Genomic DNA, 25,031 nt, shown 5'->3' on the forward strand with positions numbered 1-25,031 from the left:
CGGTCGGGAACGGAGACCCATGGACGATCACGCCGGTGGCCCTCACCGCCACCTGTCCCGCAGATCCCTCATCGCCACCGGAGCGCTCGCCGCCGGGGCGCTGGGCGCGTCCGCACCAACGATCGGCACCGCGTTCGGAGGCAGCCCCGCACAGGCCGCCGCAGGCGTCACGAAGAAGGTCACCATCTACGCCGAGCAGCTGCCCGGCGGGCTGTTCGGCTACGGTCTGGCACCCGGCCAGGCCACCGTGCCCGGGCCGCTCCTGGAGATGTACGAGGGTGACACCCTGGAGATCACCCTGGTCAACACCACCAGCCAGCGGCTGTCCATCCATCCACACGGTGTGGACTACAGCACCGACTCGGACGGCAGCCCGTTCAACGCCTCGTTCAACAACCCCGGCGAGACGCGGACGTACGTCTGGCGCTCGCGGGAGATGTTCGCCGCAGCGGGTCGGCGGTTCATGCCCGGCAGCGCCGGCTACTGGCATTACCACGATCACGCCATGGGCACCGACCACGGCACCGCCGGGGTGGCCAAAGGGCTGTACGGCGCGCTGATCGTCCGTCGCCGCGGCGACATCCTGCCGGAGAAGCAGTTCACGGTCGTGTTCCACGACATGACGATCAACAACCGGATGGCGCCGAACACGCCGATGTTCGAGGCGAACCTGGGCCAGCGGGTGGAGTGGATCGCCATTGGGCACGGCAACCTGTTCCACACCTTCCACCTGCACGCACACCGCTGGGCGGACAACCGCACCGGCATGCTCGAAGGCCCGAGCGACCCGAGCCACGTGATCGACAACAAGGACCTCAATCCGGGCAGCTCGTTCGGTTTTCAGGTGCTCGCCGGGGAGGGCGTCGGACCCGGGGCGTGGATGTACCACTGCCACGTGCAGACCCACTCCGACGGCGGCATGGCCGGGATCTTCCTGGTGCGCAACGCCGACGGCAGCATGCCGCCGGGCGCCGAGGAAGCGATCCACCGGTTCCAGGGCCACACCCACACGCACGGAAGCTGACCGAACCGAAAGTGGGGACGGGGATGACCAGAACTATTCGACGAGCCCTCGCCGCGGTAGCGGCCTTCGCGACACTGATTCCAGCAACGACGGCGGCAGCCGCACCGCGAACGGCAGCGGCCCCGCAGGCGGCGCAGCCGCCGAAGACAGCGGTCCTCGTGTTTCACGGGCCGGTGGCCGAGCAACAGGACCCGGTCTCTCGCGCGGTGGACACCATCACGCAGCTTGGTGCCACCAATGACATCGATGTCAGGACCACCACGGACCCGGGTGTGTTCACCACGGCCGGACTGTCGACGTACCGCAGCGTGGTCTTTCTCTCCGCGACGGGCGCCGCGCTCAACCGCGACCAGGAGTCGGCGCTGCAGAGCTACATGAAGGCCGGCGGCGGTTTCGTCGGCATCGCCGACGCCGCCCGCGCCCAGGTCGATTCGGCCTGGTTCACCGGCCTGATCGGCACCCGCCCGGCGGGCGCCATCCCGGTGGCCGAGCCGGTGGCCCGGGTGACCGCCAGCGGCGAGAACGCGCCGAACGAGACCAAGGAGAAGCTGACCGACGGCGACGGCAACACCAAGTGGCTCGTCCGCACCCCGACGGCCTGGGTGGCATACGAGTTGAGCGCACCCAAGCGGATCACCGGGTACGCGCTGACGTCGGCCAACGACTCCTCCGGCCGGGACCCCAAGGACTGGACCCTGCAGGGCTCCACGGACGGCCAGACCTGGTCCGATCTGGACCGACGCACCAACCAGACCTTCCCCGACCGGTTCCAGACCCGCCGGTTCGACATCGCCACGCCGCAGGAGTTCACCCGCTACCGGTTGAACATCACCGCGAACAGCGGGGAGCCACTGACCCAGCTCGCCGACCTGCGCCTGTTCACCGGCAGCACCACCGCCCCGGAGCCGCCTGCGGTGAACCGCGCGGTGGTCGACATCCTGGACCGGAAACACCCGGCCACGGCGTCGCTGCCGATGACCATCACCCGGTCGGACCGCTGGGAGAACTGGGACCCGAACCCCATCGGCACCGTGCACACGCTCGCGCAGGTGGAGGAGCGGCACTACAACCCGGGGCCGGGTGCCAACGGCGCCTTCCACCCCGTGTCCTGGTGCCGGGACTACGACGGCGGCCGGTCGTTCTACACCGGCATGGGCCACACCGAGGGCAGCTACGGTGAGGAGGCGTTCCGTACGCACCTCGCCGGAGCCCTCAACTGGACCACCGGTCGCGTACGCGGCGACTGCCAGGCCACGATCGCCGCGAACTACAAGGTGGAACGGCTCACCGCGGCGAACCAGACCGGGCAACTGGACCAGATCGGCGAGCCGCACGGGCTCACCATCGCGCCGGACGGCACGGTCTTCTACGTCGGCAAGGCGGCCTGCCCGAGCGGCCCGATCGCGGACTGGAACAACCCGAAGGTCGGCCTGGGCTGCGGCACCATCCACTCGTGGGACCCGCGTACCAAGCAGGCCAAGCTGCTCACCACCCTCGAGGTGATGGGCAACCGGGGCAGCGGCTCCGAGTTGGTGAAGAACGAGGAGGGCCTGCTCGGCATCGTGCCCGACCCCGCGTTCGCGGAGAACGGGTGGCTCTACGTCTACTGGATGCCACACGACTCCGTCGACCGGGTCAAGCGGGTCGGGCAGCGCACCGTCTCCCGGTTCACCTACGACCGCGAGGCGCAGACCATCGAGCACGCCACCCGCAAGGATCTGCTGCAGTTCCCGGTGCAGATCCACAGCTGCTGCCACGCCGGCGGCGGCATGGCGTTCGACGCCAAGGGCAACCTCTACGTCGGCTCCGGCGACAACAACTCCTCCGAGGGATCGCAGGGCTACTCCGGCAACAACTGGACCCAGGAGTACCAGGGGATCTCGTTCCAGGACGCCCGCCGCACGTCGGGCAACACCAACGACCTCGCCGGCAAGATCATCCGGATTCACCCGGAGTCGGACGGCACGTACACCATCCCGGAGGGCAACCTGTTCCCACCGGGCACCGAGAAGACCCGGCCGGAGATCTACGTGATGGGCGTCCGCAACATCGCCCGCCTGCAGATCGACCCGGTGCACCAGTGGCTGACCGCTGGCTGGGTCGGCCCGGACGCCGGATCGCCCAGCCCCACCCTGGGCCCGGCCAAGTACGAGACCGCCACCATCATCACCTCGGCCGGTAACCAGGGCTGGCCCTACTGCATGGGCAACCGGCAGCCGTACCGGGATCGCAGCAGCACCGACGCGACCGTCCTCACCGGCTGGTACGACTGCGACAACCTGAAGAACGAGTCGCCGCGCAACACCGGACTGGTGGACATCCCGGCAGCCCGGGACAACATGATCTGGTATTCGCCCGATGGCGGCGGCCCGGTGTTCCCGCAGCGAGCCGACGGCAGCGGCCTCCCGACCTACGTCGCGGCCGACGCCACCTACACACAGCCGTACCTGCGTGGCGGCGGGCAGGCCATCATGTCCGGCCCGACGTACCACCGGAAGCTCGTCGACACCAACAGTGGCGTGGCGTGGCCGGAGCACTGGGACGGAAAGTGGTTCATCGGCGACCAGTCGAACGCGACCAACCGGGTCGCGGTCACCGTCGACCCGGCCGGCGTGCCGCAGGCCGCCCCGCCGGTGTACGCCGAGTCGCTGCGGACCATCATTCCGGGCGGCAACGGAGACGCCCGGCTGCAGAGCTGGATGGACGCCAAGTTCGGCCCGGACGGCGCGCTCTACCTGCTGGACTACGGCGGCGGGTTCTTCAGCCTGCACCCCAACCAGAAGCTGATCCGGATCACCTACACCGGTGGCGCGCCCACCCCGGCACCGGCCGCGAACTCGGTCGCCGTACAGAACAAGCCCCTGACCATCGCCTTCAACGGTTCCCGCTCCGGCGGCGTCAGCCACCGGTGGGAGTTCGGCGACGGCGCCACGTCGACCGAGGCGAACCCTCGGCACACGTACGCCCGGGTCGGCGTCTACACCGCGAAACTGACCGTCACGTACGCCGACGGTGCGACGGCGACGGTGCAGACCACGGTCACGGTGGGCTGCGCGGTGCCGGACGGCCGGCAACAGGTGTGGCTCGGCGACACGGACACCGGGGTGCCCAGTCGGACGGTCGGGCAGGGCTGCACGATCAACGACCTGATCGACGACGAGAGCACCTGGACCGACCACAACGGTTTCGTCCGGCACGTGAGCGCGGTGGCCCGCGCGCTGCAGGACGACGGGTTGCTCAACTCCCGCGAGTCCGGCACCCTCACCCGCCTGGCCGCCGCGTCCGAGATCGGCCGGGACGGACACACCGGGTACGAGCCGCTCTTCGACGGGACCGCCGAGTCGCTCCTCGCCTGGCAGCAGGCGCCGTCGGGATCGTTCGCCATCCAGCCGGACGGTTCGCTGCGGTCCAGCGGTGGCCTGGGCATGCTCTGGCACACCAAGGAGTTCGGCGACTTCTCGCTGAAGGTGCAGTTCCGGGACATCGCGCCGGGCACCGGTCGGGCCAACACCGGCGTCTTCACCCGATTCCCGGACCCGCGGATCCCCCTCGACCAGCGGCCACCGGGCAGTTGCGGCACGGTCGGATCAGCCCGGACCTCGCAGGCCTGGGTGGCGATCTTCTGCGGACACGAGATCCAGATCTACGACGGCGAGACCGGCGAGCCACAGAAGACCGGCTCGGTCTACAACTTCGACCCGGTGCCGCTCGCCCAGGCCGGGGTGACTCCGAAGAACCAGTGGAACGACTACGAGATCCGCGTTGTCGGGCAGCACTACACCATGATCCGCAACGGTGTGGTGATCAACGAGTTCGACAACACGCCCGGCAAGCAGTCCTCCCGTGCCGGCGATCCGCCGACCGATCTGCGGCAGTTCCTCCGCGGCTTCATCGGCCTGCAGAACCACGGTGACAACGACCTGACCGAGTTCCGCAACATCCGCGCGCGGGAACTCTAGGAGAGACGATGCCCCGACGACTGACAGCCGCGCTGGCGGCGCTCCTGCTCACGGTGATCCCGTTGGCGCCAACGCCCGCCTCCGCCGCCCCTCGCGTCGCGGAACAGGTGCTGACCTGGACCGCTGACGACAGCATCACCCGCTACAAGTCCACGCCCACCTCAGCCGTGGCTGGCGAGACCACGATCATCTGGGAGAACAGCGCGGCCACCGGCAACACCACCGGGATGCCGCACACGCTGACCTTCGACACCAGCACCGAGGGATACAACCACGACGTCACCCTCAACATCCTGGCCAGCCCGTTCGACGCCAACGACGGCCGCCACCAGGCGACCGTCACGCTGACCCCCGGCCGGTACCGCTACTTCTGCTCGATCCCCGGGCACAGCCAGATGGTCGGCGAGCTGGTGGTCACCGACGGCGGTGGTGGCGGCGACACCACTCCGCCGACGGTCACCGCCGCCGTGTCGGGCGACCGCGACCAGGACGGCAACTACCTCGCTGCGGCCACGGTGACCGTGACGGCCACCGACGCCGACTCGGGTGTGGAGACCGTCGAATACCAGATCGACGACACCAGCTTCCAGCCGTACACGCAGCCGGTGCGTGTCACCGCGATCGGCGACCACTCGGTGCAGTTCCGCGCCACCGACCAGGCCGGCAACGTCAGCGCGGTCGGCTCGGTGTCGTTCCGGATCGTCGAGCCGGGGGAGGACGACACCACCGCGCCGGTGGTGACGGCGACCCTGGCCGGCGACCGCGACGGCGACGGCAACTACATCGGTACGGCCACCGCCACGCTGACCGCCACCGACACCGGATCCGGTGTCGCCACCATCGAGTACGCGCTGGACGGGGCTGCCTTCACCGCGTACGCGAACCCGATCGTCGTGAACGTGGCCGGAATGCACATGCTGCACTACCGGGCGACCGACGTCGCCGGGAACGTGTCGGCCGAGCAGATGGCCCACTTCACGGTCGTCGCACCGCAGGCCGAGGACACCACGCCACCCGTCGTCTCCGCCACGGTGACCGGCGAGCGGGACGACGATGGCGGGTACGTCGGCGGCGCGACCGTGACCGTCACGGCGACCGACGACGAATCCGGTGTGGCAACGATCGAGTACGCGCTCGACACCGGCGCCTGGACCCCGTACGCCGGACCGGTCCCCGTCCGGACCGTCGGCGCCCACACCCTGCGGTACCGGGCGACCGACACCGCAGGGAACGCCTCCACCGGGCAGTCGACGACGTTCACCGTGGTGGCCGACGGCACCGACGGCTGCCCCGACTCGGACACCCGGTCCACGGTGATCATTGACGGCGACGACACCGGCGTGGCCAACGTCGACACCGGCGACGGCTGCACCATCAACGATCTGATCGACGAACGTGCCGACTACCCCGGCCACGCCGAATTCGTCCGGCACGTCGAAGCGGTCACCGCCGCGCTCGTGACCGGCGGCACGCTCAACCGGCGGCAGCAGGGCGCCATCGTCCGGGCCGCGGCCCGATCGGACGTCGGCGCATGAGTCCTCGAACCTCACCGACAGGGAGTACAACGATGCCTGGACGTACCGTCGTCAAGCTGGCCACCGTGAGCGCCGTCGTCGCCGCCTCGGTGCTGGCGGTGGCGCCCACCGCACACGCCGACCTGCTCACCCACTGCATCGGCACCGGCGGTGCGGTGACCGTGCCCAACGACCTGCTCGTGCCGGCCGGCGAGTCCTGCGCGCTGACCGGCACCACGATCACCGGCAACGTCACCGTCGCGGCCGGCGGCAACCTGGTGGTGGCCGGTGGCCGGGTCAGCGGCGAGGTGCGCGTCGCCGCGGACGGCTACCTCGACGCGACCGACACGACCATCGAGGGCCAGGTGGTGCTGGCCGCCGGCGGGTACGGCGTCTTCCTCAAGGACGCGCGCACCGGCACCGTGACGGTGCGGCCGAAGGGCTCCGCGACCGTCGACAGCTTCCTGTTCGCTGAGCAGTCGACGGTGACCGGGCACGTCAACGTCAGCGCCGGTGAGGTCCGGCTCGACCGCGGCACCCAGGTGGAGCGCAACGTCAGCAGCACCGGCACCTACTACACCGACGTGCACGACTCGTTCGTCGACGGCACCCTGTCGGTGCTGAACAGCGCCACCGGCAGTGTCGTGTGTGGCAGTGCGGTCCGCGGCCGGGCCACCTTCGCCGGGAACGTGGGCGGTGTGCAGCTCGGCCCGAACGGCGCCCTCGACAGTTGCGCGTCCGGCGGCTACTGGGGCGGGGACGTCAGCATCACCAGCACCACCGGTGGCGTCACGGTCGACGACAACATCATCAACGGCCAGTTGACGGTTACGTCCAACGACCCGGCCGCCCAGGTGGCCGCGAACAACCGGATCCGCGGTGGCGTGACCGGTGACCAGGCGGCGGCGACCACCAACCGGTCGGCACGGGTGGCCGGCCCGGACCGGGAGGACGCCGGCGACCAGCGGGCCGAGGTTCGTCGTACCTCGGCGGTGCAGGAGGCCACCGGCCGGCGACGCCCGGCTCTAGGCGCCCGCTGGTCACGCCGGGCCGGACGTCATCAGGCGTCCGGCCCGGCGCCCTGGTCTCACCGTGTGGCCGACCCCGGCAGGCGGGCACCCGGGCTCACCTCACCCGCTGCGCCCCGATCGCCGACGGAAGCCCGTTGCGGCCCCGGACGCCCAGCTTGACGTACGCCCTCTGCAGGTGGTTCTCCACCGTCCGTACCGACAACACGAGCTGGGCCGCGATCGCCGCGTTGTCGTGCCCGGTCGACGCCAGCTCGCAGATCTGCCGCTCCCGAGGGGTGAGCCCCTCCCGGTCCGACGGACGAGGGATCAACGGCGGCCAGTATCCGCCGCAGCGCTCCCGCAGCACGTCGGCCTGGCGGGCCAGCAGATTCGCCCGGCGCTGGTCGCCGCGTCGGGCGTACGCCGCCTCGGCCACGACCACCGCCTCCAACCCGAGCGTCAGGTACCCGCTGCTCTCCAGTGCGCTGGCGACGCGTTCCAGCGCGGCCGGGTCGTCGGCGGCGAGCGCCTGGGCGTAGTCGGACCACAGCTCGAACAGCGGACTGTCACAGTCGGCGGTGGCCTTTGCCAGCCGCTCGGCGGTCTCGGCGCTGGGCTCCAACCGGGAGAGCAGGTGCAGACACTCGACCGTGACCGTCGTCGCCTGCTCGGCCCGTCCGTGCAGCTCGCGGAGCGTGGCGACGGCCATGGCCGGACGTCCCTCGGCCGCGGTCAGCCAGGCGGCGGTCAGCTCCGCGTCGATGCCCACCAGGCCGCTGCCGTGCGCGCCGTCACCGTCGACGAGCTGCCGCAGTAGCCGTCTACTCTCGGCCAGCTCACCCAACTGCGCCGCCACGTACGCGTTGGCGGACAGCACGTAGTCCCGGATCGGGAACAGTGTGCGGTCGGCGGCGAGGGTACGGGCCTCGTGCAGCCACCGCATCGACCGGCGCATCTGCCCGGCGTGGTAGGCGCACTTGCCCAGGGAGAAGGCGAGCAGACCGACCGCGTCGGCGGCGCCCCGCGCCACCGCGTCCCGGTAGTAGCACTGAGCCAGTCGCTCGGCCTCGCGCAGTCGTCCGGACAGGAGCAGGGACTGCACGTGACAGGCCTGCGTGGCGGCCCGCATCGTCGGCCAGCTCTCCGGGATGTCCACCTCGCCGGTGTCGAACATCCGTACCGCCCGATCCGGCTGCCCGTTGAACAGCAGCAGGTACGGCAGCAGCGCCGCGACGGCCGTCGCCAGCAGAGGGTCTCGGGGTCGGTCGGCGGCCAACCGCGCCATGGACGCCCGCGCGCCGTCGGCGTCGCCGCCGAACGCCGCGACCCCCACCTCCGCGGCGAGCAGTCCGGCGAGCGCGTCGGCGGGCAGCTCGCGGCGGCCCGCCTCGATCACCGCACGGGCCCGGTCGGGCCGACGGTCTCCCAGTACATGTTGAGCGCCCGCAGCGCCGTCGCCTCCGCGCGGTCGCGCGCGTCGGTGAGGTCGGCCGCCGCCCGGGCCAGGTATCCGTCCGCCTCACCGCCGCGGCCCTGAGCGACCAGTGCCCGGCCCACCTGCCAGTGGCCACGCGCCGAGTCGACCCGCCGGCCCAGCCGTTCAGCCAGCACCGCGTCGTGCCGACGCAGGGCGTACTCCGATGCCGCGAGCAGGTCGTCCGCGTCGACCGGCAGATCCGCCTCACAGCGCCAGGCCGCGATCCGTGCCCGGTCGTCGACGCCGCCGCCGTCCGCTGCGGCGAGTGCCTCGGCGAGGGTCCGGCGCAGGCGGCGGGCCCGCAGCGCACCGGTCCGGTTGCGGACCACCTCGGCGTACAGCGGGTGACCGGTCTGCACCAGCACGGACGCGTCGTGGCGAACCAGACGGATCAGGCCCCGTTCCTCGAGCCGTTCCGCGATGACCGGGTCCACCGTCCGCTCGATCAGCGTCAGCGGCGCCGGTTCGGCGTGCGCGACGTACTGCAGCGCCTCGACCTCCGGTGGGGTGAGCGTGCCGAGTGTCTGCTCGATGAGGTCGGCGAGATGGGTGGAGCACAGCGAGTCGGCGGGCCAGGTCCACATCCCGTCGCGTTGGACCAGACCCCCGTCGCGCAGCCCGCACCGCAGCGCCTCGCGCAGGAAGAGCGGGTTGCCCTGACTGATCCGCCACAGCGCACCGACGGTCAGACCGTCGACCGGACCGCCGAGCCCTTCGCGGACCAGCAGCGCGGCCTCCTCCGGGTTCAGCGGCGGCACCTGGACCCGGTCGAGGTCGCCAGTGCGTCGGAGGGCCGCCACCGGCGCGGCGTCCAGGGCGTCGCCGCGCACGCTCGCCGCCACCCGCACGGTGCCGCCCGCGACGAGCCGTTCGAGCAACGCACTGGACGCGTCGTCCAGCCAGTTGAGGTCGTCCACGCCGACCACCACACTCCGGCCCGCCGAGACCTCGCGCAGCCGGCGCTCCACGTCCCGGAAGACGTCGGCCACACTCGCGTCCGACGGCTGGGGGAGTCGGCTGGCGAGTACGCCGAACGGCACGCCACGCCATCCGGGGGTGGCGGTGACCCGCAGCACGACGTTCTGCCGCCTCAGCGCGTGATCCAGCACCTCCTCCAGCAGCCGGCTCTTTCCCACGCCCGGGTCACCGGTGAGCAGAACCCCTCTACCCGCCGCCGCGGTGAGCGCCTCGACCGCCCGGTCCCGCTCGCGCGTCCGGCCGACGAACGGCCACTCGGTGGCTGACGCGCGGAGTGAGCTTGCGAGCCCCGCTGTCGGCAGCCGAAAGGATGACACTCCGCCCACGAAACCCCCTGGTGCAGACACGGAACTCCTTCAGCCCGGCCGGGTTCCCCTGGGCCCGGTCGCCATCTCCGTCCTCGATCCGCTCGTCGAGCCGGATCGTGTGCACAGCGGTCTGGGTGGCGCGGGCCCACCCTCACACACCCCGACCGGCGGTGCCGTCGCCTTCCAGACATGCCTGCACACCTGACGCCCCGACCCGGCGGTTCGGTTGTCACCGCCGCGACAGTGCCGGCCCGGGATGAGGTACCGGCTACTCATGTGCCGGCACCCCCCTGGCACGGACGCTGTTCCTGCCAGCGATCGCCGGGCAGGCCGGCGGTCGTCGTGAAAGGAGCTCCGAATGTCCATCACCGACATCGTCAGCAGCTGGAAGGACGAGTACCAGCGCGCAGCCTCGCCCGAGACCGTCGAGACCCACCCGGTCGGTCTGGTCGAGCTGGACCGTGACCAGCTGGAAACGGTGGCCGGCGGTGCCGCCGCGACCACGGGTCACACCACGGCCTGCTGCCACTGCGTCTGCTGATCTCGTTCGACTCTCGGGTCCGCGCGGGGTCCGGGCCTGGCCCGGACCCCGCCGTCCCACCCGAACCACACGCCAGGGGAGCCCTGAATGTCCGTACATCCGTACCGTGCCGCCGACGACCCGACCGCCCGCGCGGAGGATCGCCTCCTGGCCGCGTTGACCATCACCGAACGGCTGGCCGTACCCGTGTCGACGGTCCCGCAGCCCGGCGAGCGGGCGCGGTGGCGGCTGTCCCGGTGGCGCACCGGCGGCGCGTTCGCCGACGACGAGGACTGGCGTCGGCGGCTGGCGGCGGAGGGCATCGACGAGCAGGTGCTCCTCGCCCTGCTGGACGAGACACCCGAGCGGCTCGCCGCCCGCCTCGGCCGAACCCCGGAGTGGATCAACCGCATGCTGGCCGGCTACCGCCAGTCGACGAGCCGCGCGATCGAACCCGAACTGCTGCCCGGCCGCCCGCTGGACGCCTGCCTCACCCTGGTGGCGCCACTGGTCGCCGAGGCCCGTGCACGAGTGGCACGACGAGTTCGTCACCTCACCGACGACACCGGGCTGCTGCCCGCCGACGCCGACCGGATGGGGTTGACCGGCCTGCTCGACGAGTTGGTGGTGGTCCTCAGCCGAGCGGTCGTCCTGGAACTCAACATCGACCGGCTGCGCGGCACCTCGCCCGGGGAGACGCCGCAGCAGCGCTTCACCGCCTTCTTCGGCCGGTACCGTTCGCCCGAGGCCGCCCTGACCCTGTTGGCCGACTACCCGGTCCTGGCACGGCAGGCGTACGAGTTGACCCGCAACTGGGCGGATCGCACGATCGAGTTCCTGGAGCGTCTGCACGCCGACGCGTCGACGCTCGGCGCGACCTTCCACGCCGGTGTTCCGGTTGGCCGCCTGCTGGAGGTCCAGGAGACCGGCGACGCGCACCGTGACGGTCGCCGGGTGTTGGTGGCGACGTTCGACAGCGGGCTGCGACTGGTCTACAAGCCCCGCGCGGTCGCCGTCGAGGCCCGGTTCCAGCACCTGCTGGCCTGGCTCAACGAGCGTGGCGCCGACCTGCACACCTTCACCGTCGTTCCGCGCGGCGAACACGGCTGGGCCGAGTACGTCGACACGTACGCCCCCACCACGTCGGCCGGGCACCGCAGGCACGCCCGCCGGTTCGGCGCGTTGCTGGCCCTGTTGCAGGCTGTCGGCGCCACCGACTGCCACCAGGAGAACGTGATCGTCCACGGTGAGCATCCGGTCCTGGTCGACCTGGAGACGGTGTTCACCCCGTCGGTCGTCCGTGCCGCGAGCGCCCGTGGCGGCGACGCCATCGCCGACTCGGTGCTGGCGGTCGGCCTGTTGCCCCGCGCCGACGAGGCGGCGGGACCGGCCGGCGACGGCTGCAACTGCTCAGCCTGGGAGGCCGAGGGGACCGACGAGATGCGTCTGTGCGCGCCCGGGCACCACCACGACGAGCGCGACGCCCACGACCCGGCCGCCGAGTCCCCGGTGACCGACGTCGGCACGCACCTACCGCAGGTGGTGGACGGCTTCGCGGAGATGTATCGCCTCCTCGTCGATGTCCGTGCCGACCTGCTGGCCCCGGACGGGCCGCTCGCCGCGTTCGCCGCCGACGAGATCCGTGTCGTGCTCCGTCCCACCCGCACCTACCTGCGGCTGCGCGACGCCGCCCTGCACACCGACGCGCTGCAGGACGGCCTCGACACCGAACGGCTGCACGACTGGCTCTGGTCGGGGGTTGCCGAACTGCCGTTGCTGGCGGCCACCGTCGAGGCGGAACGGGCCGACCTGGCCCGCCGTGACGTGCCGATCTTCACCACCACGGTGGACTCCCGCGACCTCTGGACCGGCCGGGGACGGCGGCTGCCGGGACTCCTGGCCCGCTCCGGCCTCGCCGAGGCGCGCCGTCGGCTCGACCGGCTCGGCGAGCCCGACCTGGCCCGGCAGCGCTGGCTGATCGAGGCCGCCTTCGCCGCCCCGGTGGACGCCACCGACGCCCCCACGCGCGAGTGCGCTGGACGCTGGCCGACGTGTCGCCGACGCCGGTGCCTCCGCGCGCGGATTACCTGGCCGCCGCGGCCGAGGTGGCGGACGCGGTGGCCGCGCTCGCCTGCCCGGGTGCCGAGCCGACCTGGTTCGGCCTCACGCCCGGTGTCGCCGACCCGGGCCGCTGGGTGCCGGCACCACTCGGTCCGCATCTCTACGACGGGGTCGCGGGGGTGGCCCTGTTCCTGGCCCAGGCCGGCCGGCTCGCCGACGAGCAGCGATTCACCGACCTCGCCGAGCGCGCAGCAGCCGGGCTCGCCGACCGCGTCCTCGAGCACCGCATACCCGGCGAGCGGATCGGCGCGTTCACCGGATGGGCTGGGCTGCTCTACACCTTCGGTCACCTCGGGGCGTTGTGGCAGACCCGCCGGTTCGCGCCGGTCGTCGACACGGCCCTGGCACGGATCGTCGCGCTGGCCGGCACCGACCAGGCCGCCGATCTGGTCGACGGGTACGCCGGCGCCGTCCTCGCCGTTTCCCGCGCCGGCCTGGACCCCGAGCGGGTCGAGCCGGCCGTCCGCGCCGCCGCCCGACGGCTGCGCGTCGCCGCCGACCGCTACCCGCACCCGACCGGAGCGCCGACCGGTGCCCCGCTGGGCGGGCTGTCCCACGGGTCGGCCGGGATCGCCGCGGCGCTCGCTCAGGCCGGTCAGGCGACCGGTGACCCCGGGTACGCCGAGGCCGCCGCCCGCGCGCTCGCGTACGACCGCAGCCTGTTCCGGCCGGAGCAGGCGAACTGGGCCGACCTGCGGCGTCCTGGGCAGAGCACGGTGACCTGGTGCCACGGCGCACCGGGGATCGGCCTGTCGCGGCTGCTCGTCCGCGACGCCCTCGGTGCCGACGAGACTCTGGACGCGGAGATCAGCACCGCGGTCGGCACCACCCTGGCCACCGGGTTCGGTCGCAACCACTCGCTGTGCCACGGGGACCTCGGCAACCTGGACCTGCTGCTGGCCGCCGCCCCGCAGCACGCGCCGGCGCCGGCGGCGGCGGTGCTGCGCGACGGCCTCGCCTCTGGTTGGCGCTGCGCGAACCCCACCGCGCTCGCCACGCCGGAGTTGATGACCGGCCTGTCGGGGATCGGCCTGGCCCTGCTGCGGCTCGCCGCGCCCGAACGGGTGCCGTCGGTCCTCCTGCTGGCCCCGCCGACGGACGCACGCACCAGCACGGCTGACATCCGGAGGCGGCAGTGGGCCGCCTGACCGCGTGGCCGCGCCGACGCCGGGTGCCGCTGGTCATGCAGATGACCGACGCCGACTGCGGGGCCGCCTGCCTGGCCATGGTCTCCCGGCGGCACGGCGTGCGCGCCTCGTTGGCGCAGGTCCGGGAGGGGCTGGACATCGGCCGGGACGGGGTCACCGCGCGGGCACTGCTGGCGGCGGCGCCACGGTTCGGGTTGAGCGGCCGAGCGTTCCGGGCCGACCCAGGCCAGCTGGGGACACTTCCCCTGCCGGCCATCGCGCACTGGGAGGGTGCCCACTTCGTCGTGGTGGAGGAGATCGGCCCACGGGGCGTACGGCTCGTCGACCCGGCGCAGGGGCGTCGGCTGCTCACGGCGGCGGAGTTCGCCTCCGGCTTCAGCGGAACGGTGCTGACCTTCACCCCCGACCCGCGGTCCGCCTCCGAACCGCCCGCGGCCCGGTCCGGCCCGGTGGCCAGGTGGCGGCGTGTCCGCCCGCTGCTGCGGCCCTTCCTGCCTCGGCTGGGCGTCGCGTTCAGCGTCTCCCTGGTGCTCCAGATGCTGGGACTGGCGCTGCCACTGGCCACCACGGTCGCCTTCGACCAGATCATGCCGGCCCGGGAGACCGCCCTCATGCCCTACCTGGCGCTGGGCATCGCGGCGCTGGTGCTCACCCAGTTCGGTGTGGCGTATCTGCGCTCCCGGCTCCTCGTCACACTGCAGGCGACGGTGGACGCCGCGTTGATGACCCGGCTGTTCGGGCACCTGTTGCGACTGCCGTACGCGTTCTTCCAGCAGCGGGCCAGCGGGGACCTGATGCAACGCCTGTCCAGCAGCATCCTGCTGCGCGAACTCGTCACCACCCAGGTGCTGACCGCGGTGATCGACGGCGTGCTCGTGATCGCGTACTTCGGTGTGCTGTTCGCCAGGGACCTCGCTTTCGCCGGGCTCGCCGCCGCGATCGGCGTCACCCAGGTGGTGGCCGTCGCGGTGGTCAACGGCCGGCTGCTGCGGTTGAACCAGCGGCACCTCACCGTGCAGGCGGACGCGGAGAGCGCACTGATGGAGGCGCTGTCGGGCATCGCGACGGTCAAGTCGATGGGCGCCGAGCGTCAGGTGTACGACGGCTGGCTGCGCCGCTACACCACGGCGCTGGACGCCGACGTCGCCCAGAACCGTCTGTCCGCCACGGTCGCCAACATCACCGCGAGTGTCCAACTGGCGGGCCCGCTGGCGCTGCTGTGGCTCGGCACCGGTCGACTCTTCGACGGCGCCGGCCTCGGTCAGACCCTGGGCCTGCAGGCGCTGGCGCTGTCCGCGCTCATCCCGCTCGCCTCCCTGGTGGCCAGCGCCCAGGTCCTCCAGTCGGTCGTGTCGCACCTGCAACGCCTGCGTGACGTCTTCGCCGCCCAGCCCGAACCGGCCGGGGATCCCGACCTGCCCGCGCCCCGGCTCACCGGCGCGATCAGCGTCCGTGACCTCAGCTTCCGCTACGACGGCGGTGCCGCGCCGGTGCTGCGGGACGTCTCCTTCGACGTCGCGCCGGGGGAGAAGATCGCCCTGGTCGGCCCGTCGGGAAGCGGCAAGAGCACCCTGGCCATGGTGCTGACCGGCCTCTACCGGCCCACCAGCGGGGAGATCCTGTTCGACGGGGTGCCGTTGTCGCGCATCGACCCGACCGCGCTGCGCCGCCAGTTCGGTGTGGTGCTGCAGGAGAGCTACCTGTTCCGGGACTCCATCCGGCGCAACATCAGCCTGGTGCACCCCGACGTGGGCATGCCGGCGATCCGGGCGGCCGCCGAGGTCGCCGCGATCGACGAGGACATCGCGGCGATGCCGATGGGGTACGACACCCAGGTTGCCGAGCGCGGGCAGGCCCTGTCCGGCGGGCAGCGGCAGCGGCTCTCCATCGCGCGGGCCGTGGCCGGGCAACCCGCTGTGCTCCTGCTCGACGAGGCGACCAGCCACCTCGACGTGGCCACCGAGCGGCGTGTCGACCAGGCCATCTCGGCGATGCGCTGCACCCGGATCGTGGTGGCCCACCGGCTGAGCACCGTCCGTAACGCCGACCAGATCCTCGTCGTCTCCGGTGGTCGCATCGTGGAACGCGGCCGGCACGACGACCTGCTGCGCGCCGGCGGCGTCTACGCCGACCTGGTCCGGTGTCAGTTGACCGACGACGAACCCGCTCACTCAGGAGGCGACGCGTGGATACCCGTACCGTGACCGCCGGCGCGACGCCGGACCGAACCGACACCGATCCCGCACGGTTCCCGGCGCGGCGGGTCCTCGTCGCCGCGTGCGGGTCCGCCGACGTCCTGACCCTGCCTCAGTCGATCATGGTGATGCGACACGCGTTGGGGCTCGACGTCCGGGTCGTGCTCACTCCCGCCGCGGCCCGCTTCGTGCCGGCTCGCTCGTTCACCCTCCTGACCGGACAGCCGGCGCTGACCGACGAGGAGGCGACGACGGAGATCCCGCACCTGACCCTGACGGCGTGGGCGGATCTGGTGCTGGTCATGCCGGCGACCGCCAACACCCTGGCCAAGGTGGCCCTGGGGATCGCCGACAACCTGGTCGGCACCTGCGTACTGGCCGCCGCCGCTCCGGTCGTGCTGGTGCCGTCGATGAACGCCGCGATGTGGCAGCGCCCCGCCGTGCAGCGCAACGTGGCGCAGTTGCGCGCCGACGGGTACGGCGTGGTGCCGCCCGTGCCCGTGCTCGCCCTGAGTACCGGCACTCTCGCCGGCCGGGGGATGCCGGCGGTCGAGGTGGTGCTGGAGTGGGTCGCCGCTCATCTTCGGGGTGGGGGAGAGGGCCGTGGCTGAGGCGCGTCTCGGGTACGGGCCGAGGATCGCCGCGGCAGCCACCGCGCTCGGCGCTGTCCTGCTCGTGGTGGCGGCAGTTCCGTTCCTGCGCGCGTACGCCGACCCGGCCGCCCGCCAGCCGGCCGCCGCGATCGGCGTCGGGGCCGACCGGGCCGGCTGCGATCCGGAGTTGACCGACCCGATCCGTGGCGCGGGCGTCCACGTCGGCCCGGGCACCGCCGAGCCGTACGCCACCCGGGTGCAGTATGACGTGGTCCCGCCGTCGTCCGGGCCGCACTTCGTGGTGCCGGCCCCGACTGTGCGCCGGTTCTACACCATCCGTGACCGCCCGCCGATCGAGACGTTGGTTCACAACCTCGAACACGGGTACACGATCCTCTGGTACGTCGAGCCGCTCGCCCGCAACCAGATCGAGGCACTGCGGGCGCTGGCGCGCACGCTCGGCGACGACCGGTACGGCGGCAGGTTCGTGGTCGCACCGTGGGATCCGGGGTACGGGGTGTTCCCCGAAGGCCGCCCGCTGGCCCTGTCGCACTGGGGAGCCACCGCCGGGTACCGGCAGTTCTGCGCCGAGGTCAGCGGCGCGGCCGTGGAGCGGTTCGTCCTGGCGCACCCGCGCAGCGACGCCCCCGAGCCGACCGGGATGTGACGCCGCCGCAGCGTGAACGGCGGCGGACGGTCAGCCCCGGATGGGAGAAGAGCCGTGCCGCCGCCGTCGTGCCGCGTCGACTAGAAGTTACCGGCCGAGTTGCACTTCACGCCCTGGTCGAGGCAGTTGCGCACCCGTGCGGCGAGCGCCTCGTCCTTCCACGCGTTGAAGAAGTCCGCGTGCATGGAGAACGAGGTGCCGGAGGCGAGGGTGATGCCGTCCGTGTTGGCGCTCAGCGGGTACGAGATCACGAACGACACCGAGGGGACCGGCACCGGGTGACTCTTCGGGCACGCCCCGGTGTGGTCACCGTTCGCCATGTGCGCCTTGTGGTCGGGGCTGTCCAGGTGCTTGCCGTCCCAGCAGTCCGGGAAGGTGATCTGCCGGACGATGTTCGCGGTCTTGGCGCAGACCGGGAAGGTCTTGTCGGCGCTGCGGCCGATTTCGCCACCGATACCGGCGCACCAGAAGTGGTTGCCCTGCTTGTCCGGAGTGTCGACCTGGTTCTTGGCGTTACCGGTGATCATTCGCAGGCCGAACGGGAAAGGCTGGGTCCTGCTCGGGTCCTTGAGGCGGGAACCGTAGTAGACGGTCACCTCCGTGGGGTCGACGACCTTGCCGTTCTGGTACATCGTCGGAATCCAGTATGCGGACTGGTCATCCGGCGAGTTGCACGTGGTCGCCTTCGACGATCGCAGCGACTCGGCGGTCGAGTTCGCGTTGGTCGACTTGTTGCCCCAGAACGTGTGGTTGTGCGAGCCGCCGACCAGCTTGGGCAGCACGATCGGGTCGTCGCTGTTGTGGTGGCTGGTCTTACAGCCGACATTGAACTCGGGCACCTTCACCGGGTTGCCGGTCACGGGCTTGGGCTTGCGCGCGAAGAATGCCTTTGTCGCGGCGGCCTGCCCGGCAGGGTCGATCGTGATCCAGCCACCGGATGCGGTGGGTGGGGCACTGCCGGTCGACGGAGTCGCCGGCTTGCCCGAGGCGGACGGGGTCGCCGAGGCGCCCGGCGCACTCGGCGTGGCCGACGGGTCGCCCGGGACGGCGGACGTCGGTGCCTCCGGGCCGGACGAGCCGATGCCGGTGTCGCTGGACGGACCGGACGCACCGGGAGTGCCCGGAGCCTCCTTGCATCCGCCGGCGAGCGCCACGCTCAACAGCAGCAGGGCGGTGACGGAACGACGTTGTCCAGGGGTGGATCGTAGAATCATCAACGGGGGCGCACCTTTCTTCCGAGAACGAAGAATACGAGTCGACCCCCTGAGCGCTTCCAACTGAGACGATTAATTCTCCCTTAAATATCGCTCAGCGATTGACCGATCAGCTTTGCGCAGCGGCCCAGCTGTCGTATCAATCTCATTTCCCTGATTTTTCTCTAAAAACTGTAATCGGCGACTCCCGCGCTACTCCACTTTCTTGAGTGGTCGGCCAACGGCGGTATCCGCGACGCCCCCACGATGGGCAGGTCGACGTGGCGCGGGTCATCCACACGGCGGAGGCCCGCCCACCTCGGGCTGTGGCACGCTTGGGCGGTGCGGCACACCGACCTGACCGGCCTCCTGGTGGTCGTCGGCGTGCTCACCGCCGCGACTGTCCTGGGCTGGTGGTGGCGTCGCCGCGACGGTCGGATCCGTCCGGTCGTCGCCGACGACCGACCCGTGGACTCCAACTCCGAGCCTGCCTCGTCGGCGCTCGCCGCGCTCGGTGTGCGCCCCGGGGCGGTCACCCTCGTGCAGTTCTCGTCCGATTTCTGCGCTCCCTGCCGGGCCACCCGCCGCCTTCTGACCGACATCGAGGGCCGCGTCGACGGGATCCACGTCGTGGAGATCGACGCCGAGCGGCACCTCGACGAGGTCCGCGAACTCGCGATCTGGCGTACACCGACGGTCCTCGTGGTCGACACCGAGGCCCGGATCGTCCAGCGCGTGTCCGGCGTGCCGGACCGCGACGAGCTGATAACCGCGCTCCGGCCACTGCTCGCCGGAGCCGCACGATGACCGGCACCGCGTTGACCGACGTTGCGTTGACCGGCGCCGCGTTGACGCGCAGGCGGACCGTGGACCACGGCCGGCTGTCGGCGAGCCTCTGTCCGGCGTTCCCTTCCGCCTGAGTCCTTCCTCGCCTCCGCCGGGCCCACCCTCGCGCGCCCGGCGTCCTCGCCGAACGGAACCCACATGCTGCTCGACCCTCGCGCGCCCCGGTTCGCCGCGGCCATCACCACCGTGGTCCTCGCCGTCGCCCTCGTCACCGGCTCGACCCTGTTGCTGATCGTCCAGGCGGTGATCTTCGCGGTGACCGCGGCCAACCCCCGCCTCGGCCCGTACGGTCTGCTCTACCGTTCCCTCGTCGCGCCCCGGGTCGCGCCGCCCTCCGTGCTCGAACCGGTGGCCCCGGTGCGGTTCGCGCAGCTCGTCGGGCTGGTGTTCGTGGTGGTCGCGGTGACCGGGCAGCTGGCCGGTGTGCCGGCGCTCGGCCTCGCCGCGACCGGCGCGGCACTGGCCGCCGCGTTCCTCAACGCGGCCTTCGACCTCTGCCTCGGCTGCGTCGGATACCTTGCCCTGCGTCGGCTGGCGGGTCGGCCGATGGCGGCCCGCGTGCCGGCTGGGCTGTCCTGACCGTCGAGCGCCATTCCGTCCGTGACCGTCGGGTCGACGGCGTCTCGTCAGCAGCTGTCGCGTGCCTTGCGCAGAAAGGCCTCCCGCGACACGACCTTCGTCGTGTCCCGTCCGCGCGGCACCAGCACCTCGTCCGGGCCGATCCGCGGGAAGTCCGCGAGAGTGAAATCGACCGAGATGGCTTTATGGCGGGCTCTTCCGCTGACGCTGTAGGTGACCCCGGGCCGGAGTTCGGTGAGCGGCTCGACGTCCACGGCCATGCCCGCCTCAGCCGCAGAGATGTCGACGATGTCGTTGACCTCCCAGCCATCGGGCGGCTGTCCGAACAGGGGAACCTCCACGACCTCGCTCGTGGGTCGGCCGCTGACGCTCCAGGTGAACAGTGGTCGCTCGCTCACGTCGCCCGGGTGGTCGTTCTCGAACACACCGACCCGCGCGGAACTGTCGTCGCACGTGACCAACACGCCGACCGGCTGACCGTCCTGGACGGCGAGAGCGACAAGCGGCTCGTCAGGTGGGGAGCAGGCGGCCAGAAGGCTGAGCAGGGGAAGCGATAGCAGAATCCACGGAAATCGTTTTCTGCGCATCTCCGCAGCATTCCAAGGCGACATCACACTTCGATGGCCCGAGGGTCACGAAAGGTAGACGGAGCGGGTGGCCAGTCTCCGACCGGGTGGTGTCTGGGACACCGCGAATTCCGTGAAACAGCGCGCGGCGCCTACCGGCGCGGAGAGAATTGCGGCCACGGAACACGAGAGCGGGGGACGGTTGATGGGGTTGAGACGGCGATTGGCCCTGGTGGCGGTGACCGTAGCCGCGACACCTCTGGTCCTCGGCGGATGTACGGCCGAGCGGAAGTTCGCCGCGCGGCCCGCCGAGCGGGAGTTGCCATCGCCGGAACTGACCCTCACACCTGCCGACCTGTCCCGTGACGTGCCGGTCAGCGCCGAGGTCACGACGCTCGTCAAGGGCGGGACGATCACCGCTGTGCGTATCGCCGACGACAAGGGCACGCCGGTCAGGGCGGAGCCACGGGAGGACGGGTCGGCCTGGGTGCCGACTGCTCCGTTGCAGCCGCAGCGCACCTACACCGCCGAGGTGACCGCCACCGGCGACTCCGGGAGGACCACCACCCGCAGGACGACCTTCACCACCATGGCGACATCGACGAAGCCGCAGGTGACCAGCACGTTGTATTTCGCTGGGAAACGGACGTACGGCACGGCCATGCCGGTGACCATCGCATTCGATCCGCCCATTGCGAAAGCGGCTCGCGCTGGTGTGCAGCGTCGGTTGTTCGTGACAACAAACCCACCGCAGCCGGGGGTCTGGTCCTGGGTGGACGACGGCAGTCAGGTCTATTACCGGGCTCCCACCTTCTGGCGGCCGGGCACGACCATCAGCGTCCGGGCCGGACTGCAGGGCCTGCCGATCGGCAGGAACCACGTCGGTGACGCCGATCGTGCCGCCACGTCCAGGATCGGGCGGCAGGTGGCGCTCGAGGTCGACAACGCCACGAAGCAGATGCGCGTGCTGCGTGACGGCAAGCTGATTCGCAGGATCCCGGTCAGCCTTGGCAAGCCGAGCACGCCGACCTCCAGCGGCAAGATGGTGATCATGGAGAAGCATCAGCGCACCACCTTCGACACGCGCGGCGAGCCGAACGGCGGCTACGTGGTGGATGTCGAGGACGCGCAACGGCTCACCTGGGGCGGCGAGTTCATCCACGGGGCGCCCTGGTCGGTGTCGGAACAGGGACACCGCAACGTCTCGCACGGCTGCACGAACGTCTCAGCGGCCGCAGCCGATTGGCTGATGGGCGTCACCCAGGTCGGTGACCTGGTCACCTTCACCGGCACCGAGGTCCGGCTGCAGCCGGGCAACGGTTGGACGGCCTGGAACACCAGTTGGAGCGAGTTCGTCAAGGGCAGCGCGCTGCCCGTACCCGCTGGTCTTCGATCGGCCCCGACCCCGGTGCCGCACGCGGGCGCCGTCGCCAGCCGCTCACCGTCGCCGGTCCCGCCCGCCCCCGGCGGCTGACCGGCAGATGTGTGGCGCGCTCATGTCGCTTGCCGCACATCCCTACCCTCCGGGCTATGACGTACGAGCCGATGATGGTGCCCAGCCCGAAAGCCAACCGGACAACTCGTACGGTCCTGATCGTCGTCGGCGCGTTGCTCGCGCTGTGCTGCACGATCGCCGTCTGCGTCGGGTTCTGGCTCTACCGCACCGTCCAGGACAACGCCGAGCCGGCCCGGGCGGCCGCGGTGGCGTACGTGGACGACATGCGGGCCGGCAACTACCCGGCCGCGTACGGCCGCCTGTGCGGCGAGGTGCGCGAAACCATGACGCAGGAGGATTTCGCCCGGATCCAGGCTGCGCAGCTGAAGATCAGTAGCTACGAGATCACCGGTGTGAACGTCAGCAACTACAACGGCCGGATCACCGCGAGTGTCACCGTTGAGATGGTCCAGTCGGCCACGGGTGCGCGGTTGACGCAGCGGATGGCGTTGGTCAAGAGGGACGGTGAGTGGCTCGTCTGCCAGTGACTCACCGCACCGGTGCGGTTGCGGTGTAGAAGGCGCTCGGGTCGTTGGCCAGGGACGCCTTGACGTAGGCGCTCCACTCGTCGGCGAGGACCTCGATCCGGCCGGCCTCGATGCCGTCCAGAGCGGCGCGTACGACGTCGGCGGGGTCGACCTTCTCGCCGTCGTAGCCGGCCGACATGTCGGTGTCGGCACTGCCCAGGTGCAGTCCGGTCACCAGAGTGCCCTGGCCGGCGAGTTCCAACCGGATCCCGTTGGTCAGGCTCCACTCGGCTGCCTTCGCCGCCCCGTAGGCGTTGGCCCCGTTGTAGGAGAACCACGACAACGCCGACAGGACGTTGAGGATTCCGCCTCCGCCGTTCGCGCCGAGCACCGGAGCGAACGCCCGCACCATGCTCAGGGTTCCGTAGAAGTGGGTGTCCAGCTCGGACCGGATCTTGCTCAGATCACCGGTGACCAGGTTGGTCCAGGTGGAGATTCCGGCGTTGTTGATCAGCAGGGTGACGTCGGACGCGACGGCCGCCGCCTCTTCGACGGATCGCGGGTCGGTGATGTCCAACCGGAGCTTGTCGACGCCGGGGGTGTCGATCTGCTCCGGGTTGCGGGCCGTGGCGTACACCTTGGCCGCTCCGCGCTCCAACAGTTGCCGGGCGAAGTGTCGGCCGATGCCACGGTTGGCGCCGGTAACCAGAGCGATCGAACCGGAGATCCGCATGATTGATTGCCTCCTTGCAGGTTCGGGGACGAGCCGTACGCGAGCTACGTTAAAACCTGACGTATACGTGAGGGACAAGGTCGTGTGACTGGTGTCACCGGCCGGGGGAGGGTCCATGCGGATCGGTGAACTCGCCACGAAGACCGGGGTGTCGGTGCGAGCCCTGCGCTACTACGAGGAGCAGGGCCTCCTGAGCGCCGCACGCAGCAGCGGCGGCCAGCGCCACTACCCCGACAGCGCGCTCGACCGGGTGCACCTCATCCAGATGCTGTACGCCGCCGGCCTGTCCAGCCGGACCATCCTGGACCTGCTGCCCTGCGTCGACGCGAAGGTCAACACACCGCAGTCGCGGGCCATGCTCCGCGCCGAACGCGACCGCATCGATCGGCAGATCACCCAACTCCTGGAGGCGCGAGACCGGCTCGACGCGGTCATCGCGTTCAGCGAAAGCGCGGCCAGCGGTTGCACCCGGACGGACACCGACGCCCTGGTGGCGTAGCAGGCGTGACGGCGCGTCAGCCCGAACGCTCAGATGGGGGCGAGCCCCGGGATGCCGTACTGCTGATCGAGGACCTGCATGGCGGCGCCCGCGGCGATGACGTCCGCGCCGAGGCTGGACAAGGCAACCGTCGTGGTGAGCCAGTCCGCGCGTCGCGCGTCCGCCCCGACGGCCTCGACAACTGCCGCGAGATAGGTCTCCGGGTGCCGTAGGAGATCCGCGCCCGCCAGCACCACGTGGGCGAGGTCGAGTGTCTGGAGCAGGTTGACGACGCCCACTGCCACGACGCGGGCGGCGCGGGTGATGTCTCCGGCCTGGGCGGCCTGGTTGTGCACGATCTCCAGGCAGCCGTGGCGCCCGCAGACACAGAGGGGCCCGTCCAGGTCGACGACCGTGTGCCCGAATTCTCCCGCGTTGGTGTGCGCGCCCCGGTGGGCTGTGCCGCCCAGCCAGAAGCCGCCGCCGATACCGGACTCGACCATGATGAGAGCCGCGTCGCCGAACGTCGCGCCGTGCCGCCAGGCCTCGGCCGTGATCCCCGCGGTGACGTCCTTGTCGAGGTGGACGGGCAGGTCCAGGTGTTTCTCGGCGATCTCGCGCAGCGGTACGTCGTGCCAGTGCCGCAGACCGTGGGCGTCACGGACCAGGCCGTTGGCGTGGTCCAGCGGGCCGATCATCCCGATGCCGACGCCGGTGAGCCGGCCCCGGAGGTCGGTGATGCCGGGTATCGCGTCGATGCCGGACGCCAGGACGTCGAGGAGTTGCTGCGGGGTGAAGTCGCCGGGCAGTGGGTTGACCGTCGAGTGGTGCACGGTGCCGGCCAGGTCGACCAGGGTCAGCCGCAGCGTGCGCCGCGCGACGTGGGCGCCGATCGCGTACCGGCTGTCGGGGACGAGTTCGTGGACGACTGCGGGCTTGCCGATGCCCGGGCGGCGAACGCCGGCGGGACGGATCAGGCCGTCGGCGGTCAGTCGGGCGATGACCTTGGAAACCGCCTGCGGCGTCAGGCCGGTGGCCGCGACCACGGTCGACCGTTCGAACGTCCGGACGGTACGCCCCACCGCCATGACCAGTGCCTGGTTGTAGCCGCGCAGGAACGTGACGTCCGCAGTGATGCGAGTCATCTCCCCACCCTATTA

General features: G+C 71.2%; 20 protein-coding genes and 1 pseudogene. 15 read left to right on the forward strand and 6 right to left on the reverse strand.

The window, feature by feature from the left end; genetic code table 11:
• The first annotated feature begins 19 nt into the window (after positions 1–19).
• Genes PCA76_RS13745 through PCA76_RS13760 form a run of 4 tightly spaced genes read left to right on the forward strand, consistent with a single transcriptional unit; the run spans position 20 to position 7,687 of the window.
• Positions 20–1,024 (forward strand): multicopper oxidase domain-containing protein, encoded by a 1,005-nt coding sequence (locus PCA76_RS13745; RefSeq protein ID WP_272618206.1) that lies wholly within the window; start codon positions 20–22, stop codon positions 1,022–1,024.
• A 23-nt stretch (positions 1,025–1,047) separates the two neighbouring features.
• A complete protein-coding gene (locus PCA76_RS13750; RefSeq protein ID WP_272618208.1) occupies positions 1,048–4,983 on the forward strand; it encodes a ThuA domain-containing protein in 3,936 nt (1,311 codons plus the stop codon).
• Between the two features lie 8 nt (positions 4,984–4,991).
• On the forward strand, positions 4,992–6,518 hold the full coding sequence (locus PCA76_RS13755; RefSeq protein WP_272618210.1) for an OmpL47-type beta-barrel domain-containing protein: 1,527 nt from the start codon (positions 4,992–4,994) through the stop codon (positions 6,516–6,518).
• Between the two features lie 32 nt (positions 6,519–6,550).
• Positions 6,551–7,687 carry a hypothetical protein gene (locus PCA76_RS13760; protein WP_272618212.1) on the forward strand — a complete coding sequence of 379 codons (1,137 nt, stop codon included), beginning with the start codon at positions 6,551–6,553 and terminating at the stop codon, positions 7,685–7,687.
• On the opposite strand, the gene PCA76_RS13765 is transcribed toward PCA76_RS13760, so the two are convergent.
• Together PCA76_RS13765 and PCA76_RS13770 are read right to left on the reverse strand one after the other, a co-directional pair.
• Complete coding sequence (locus tag PCA76_RS13765) at positions 7,623–8,903, reverse strand: helix-turn-helix transcriptional regulator (RefSeq protein WP_272618215.1); 1,281 nt, start codon at positions 8,901–8,903, stop codon at positions 7,623–7,625. The two genes, PCA76_RS13760 and PCA76_RS13765, sit on opposite strands and share 65 nt — an antisense overlap.
• A complete protein-coding gene (locus PCA76_RS13770) occupies positions 8,900–10,309 on the reverse strand; it encodes an AAA family ATPase (protein WP_272618217.1) in 1,410 nt (469 codons plus the stop codon). The genes PCA76_RS13765 and PCA76_RS13770 overlap by 4 nt, the downstream gene beginning before the upstream one ends.
• A 319-nt stretch (positions 10,310–10,628) precedes the next feature.
• Between PCA76_RS13770 and PCA76_RS13775 the strand changes: the two genes are divergently transcribed.
• From PCA76_RS13775 to PCA76_RS13800, 6 genes and pseudogenes are all read left to right on the forward strand, one after another.
• Positions 10,629–10,811, forward strand: a complete 183-nt coding sequence (locus PCA76_RS13775; protein ID WP_272618219.1) for a mersacidin/lichenicidin family type 2 lantibiotic — start codon at positions 10,629–10,631, stop codon at positions 10,809–10,811.
• A 390-nt stretch (positions 10,812–11,201) separates the two neighbouring features.
• Positions 11,202–12,779, forward strand: a pseudogene (locus PCA76_RS13780) (type 2 lanthipeptide synthetase LanM family protein); the annotation flags it as partial.
• Positions 12,780–13,030: 251 nt separating this feature from the next.
• A complete protein-coding gene (locus PCA76_RS13785) occupies positions 13,031–14,059 on the forward strand; it encodes a lanthionine synthetase LanC family protein (RefSeq protein WP_272618221.1) in 1,029 nt (342 codons plus the stop codon).
• Complete coding sequence (locus PCA76_RS13790) at positions 14,047–16,263, forward strand: peptidase domain-containing ABC transporter (protein WP_272618223.1); 2,217 nt, start codon at positions 14,047–14,049, stop codon at positions 16,261–16,263. Before PCA76_RS13785 ends, PCA76_RS13790 begins: the two co-directional genes overlap by 13 nt.
• Positions 16,245–16,865 (forward strand): flavoprotein, encoded by a 621-nt coding sequence (locus tag PCA76_RS13795; protein ID WP_272618225.1) that lies wholly within the window; start codon positions 16,245–16,247, stop codon positions 16,863–16,865. Before PCA76_RS13790 ends, PCA76_RS13795 begins: the two co-directional genes overlap by 19 nt.
• On the forward strand, positions 16,858–17,514 hold the full coding sequence (locus PCA76_RS13800; RefSeq protein WP_272618227.1) for a DUF3105 domain-containing protein: 657 nt from the start codon (positions 16,858–16,860) through the stop codon (positions 17,512–17,514). Before PCA76_RS13795 ends, PCA76_RS13800 begins: the two co-directional genes overlap by 8 nt.
• Before the next feature lie 80 nt (positions 17,515–17,594).
• Here the strand turns inward: PCA76_RS13800 and PCA76_RS13805 are convergent, their stop codons facing one another.
• Positions 17,595–18,728 carry a DUF1996 domain-containing protein gene (locus PCA76_RS13805; RefSeq protein ID WP_272618229.1) on the reverse strand — a complete coding sequence of 378 codons (1,134 nt, stop codon included), beginning with the start codon at positions 18,726–18,728 and terminating at the stop codon, positions 17,595–17,597.
• A 321-nt stretch (positions 18,729–19,049) separates the two neighbouring features.
• Here PCA76_RS13805 and PCA76_RS13810 point away from each other — a divergent pair, with 321 nt between their 5' ends.
• Together PCA76_RS13810 and PCA76_RS13815 are read left to right on the forward strand one after the other, a co-directional pair.
• Positions 19,050–19,514, forward strand: coding sequence for a TlpA family protein disulfide reductase (locus PCA76_RS13810; protein ID WP_272618231.1), 465 nt, complete (start codon positions 19,050–19,052; stop codon positions 19,512–19,514).
• Positions 19,515–19,691: 177 nt separating this feature from the next.
• Positions 19,692–20,132, forward strand: a complete 441-nt coding sequence (locus PCA76_RS13815; protein WP_272618233.1) for a DUF4395 domain-containing protein — start codon at positions 19,692–19,694, stop codon at positions 20,130–20,132.
• Between the two features lie 47 nt (positions 20,133–20,179).
• Here the strand turns inward: PCA76_RS13815 and PCA76_RS13820 are convergent, their stop codons facing one another.
• On the reverse strand, positions 20,180–20,743 hold the full coding sequence (locus PCA76_RS13820; protein ID WP_272618235.1) for a hypothetical protein: 564 nt from the start codon (positions 20,741–20,743) through the stop codon (positions 20,180–20,182).
• A 160-nt stretch (positions 20,744–20,903) separates the two neighbouring features.
• Here PCA76_RS13820 and PCA76_RS13825 point away from each other — a divergent pair, with 160 nt between their 5' ends.
• Positions 20,904–22,172, forward strand: coding sequence for a L,D-transpeptidase (locus PCA76_RS13825; RefSeq protein ID WP_272618237.1), 1,269 nt, complete (start codon positions 20,904–20,906; stop codon positions 22,170–22,172).
• Between the two features lie 56 nt (positions 22,173–22,228).
• Positions 22,229–22,681, forward strand: coding sequence for an Rv0361 family membrane protein (locus PCA76_RS13830; RefSeq protein ID WP_272618239.1), 453 nt, complete (start codon positions 22,229–22,231; stop codon positions 22,679–22,681).
• Position 22,682: 1 nt separating this feature from the next.
• On the opposite strand, the gene PCA76_RS13835 is transcribed toward PCA76_RS13830, so the two are convergent.
• Complete coding sequence (locus PCA76_RS13835; RefSeq protein ID WP_272618241.1) at positions 22,683–23,393, reverse strand: SDR family oxidoreductase; 711 nt, start codon at positions 23,391–23,393, stop codon at positions 22,683–22,685.
• A gap of 115 nt (positions 23,394–23,508) precedes the next feature.
• Between PCA76_RS13835 and PCA76_RS13840 the strand changes: the two genes are divergently transcribed.
• Positions 23,509–23,892 carry a MerR family transcriptional regulator gene (locus tag PCA76_RS13840; RefSeq protein WP_272618243.1) on the forward strand — a complete coding sequence of 128 codons (384 nt, stop codon included), beginning with the start codon at positions 23,509–23,511 and terminating at the stop codon, positions 23,890–23,892.
• A gap of 29 nt (positions 23,893–23,921) precedes the next feature.
• Here PCA76_RS13840 and PCA76_RS13845 read toward each other — a convergent pair whose 3' ends face one another.
• On the reverse strand, positions 23,922–25,016 hold the full coding sequence (locus PCA76_RS13845) for an ROK family protein (RefSeq protein WP_272618245.1): 1,095 nt from the start codon (positions 25,014–25,016) through the stop codon (positions 23,922–23,924).
• Positions 25,017–25,031 lie beyond the last annotated feature (15 nt).

The sequence above is a fragment of the Micromonospora sp. LH3U1 genome (genome assembly GCF_028475105.1).
In the GTDB taxonomy this organism is placed as follows: domain Bacteria; phylum Actinomycetota; class Actinomycetes; order Mycobacteriales; family Micromonosporaceae; genus Micromonospora.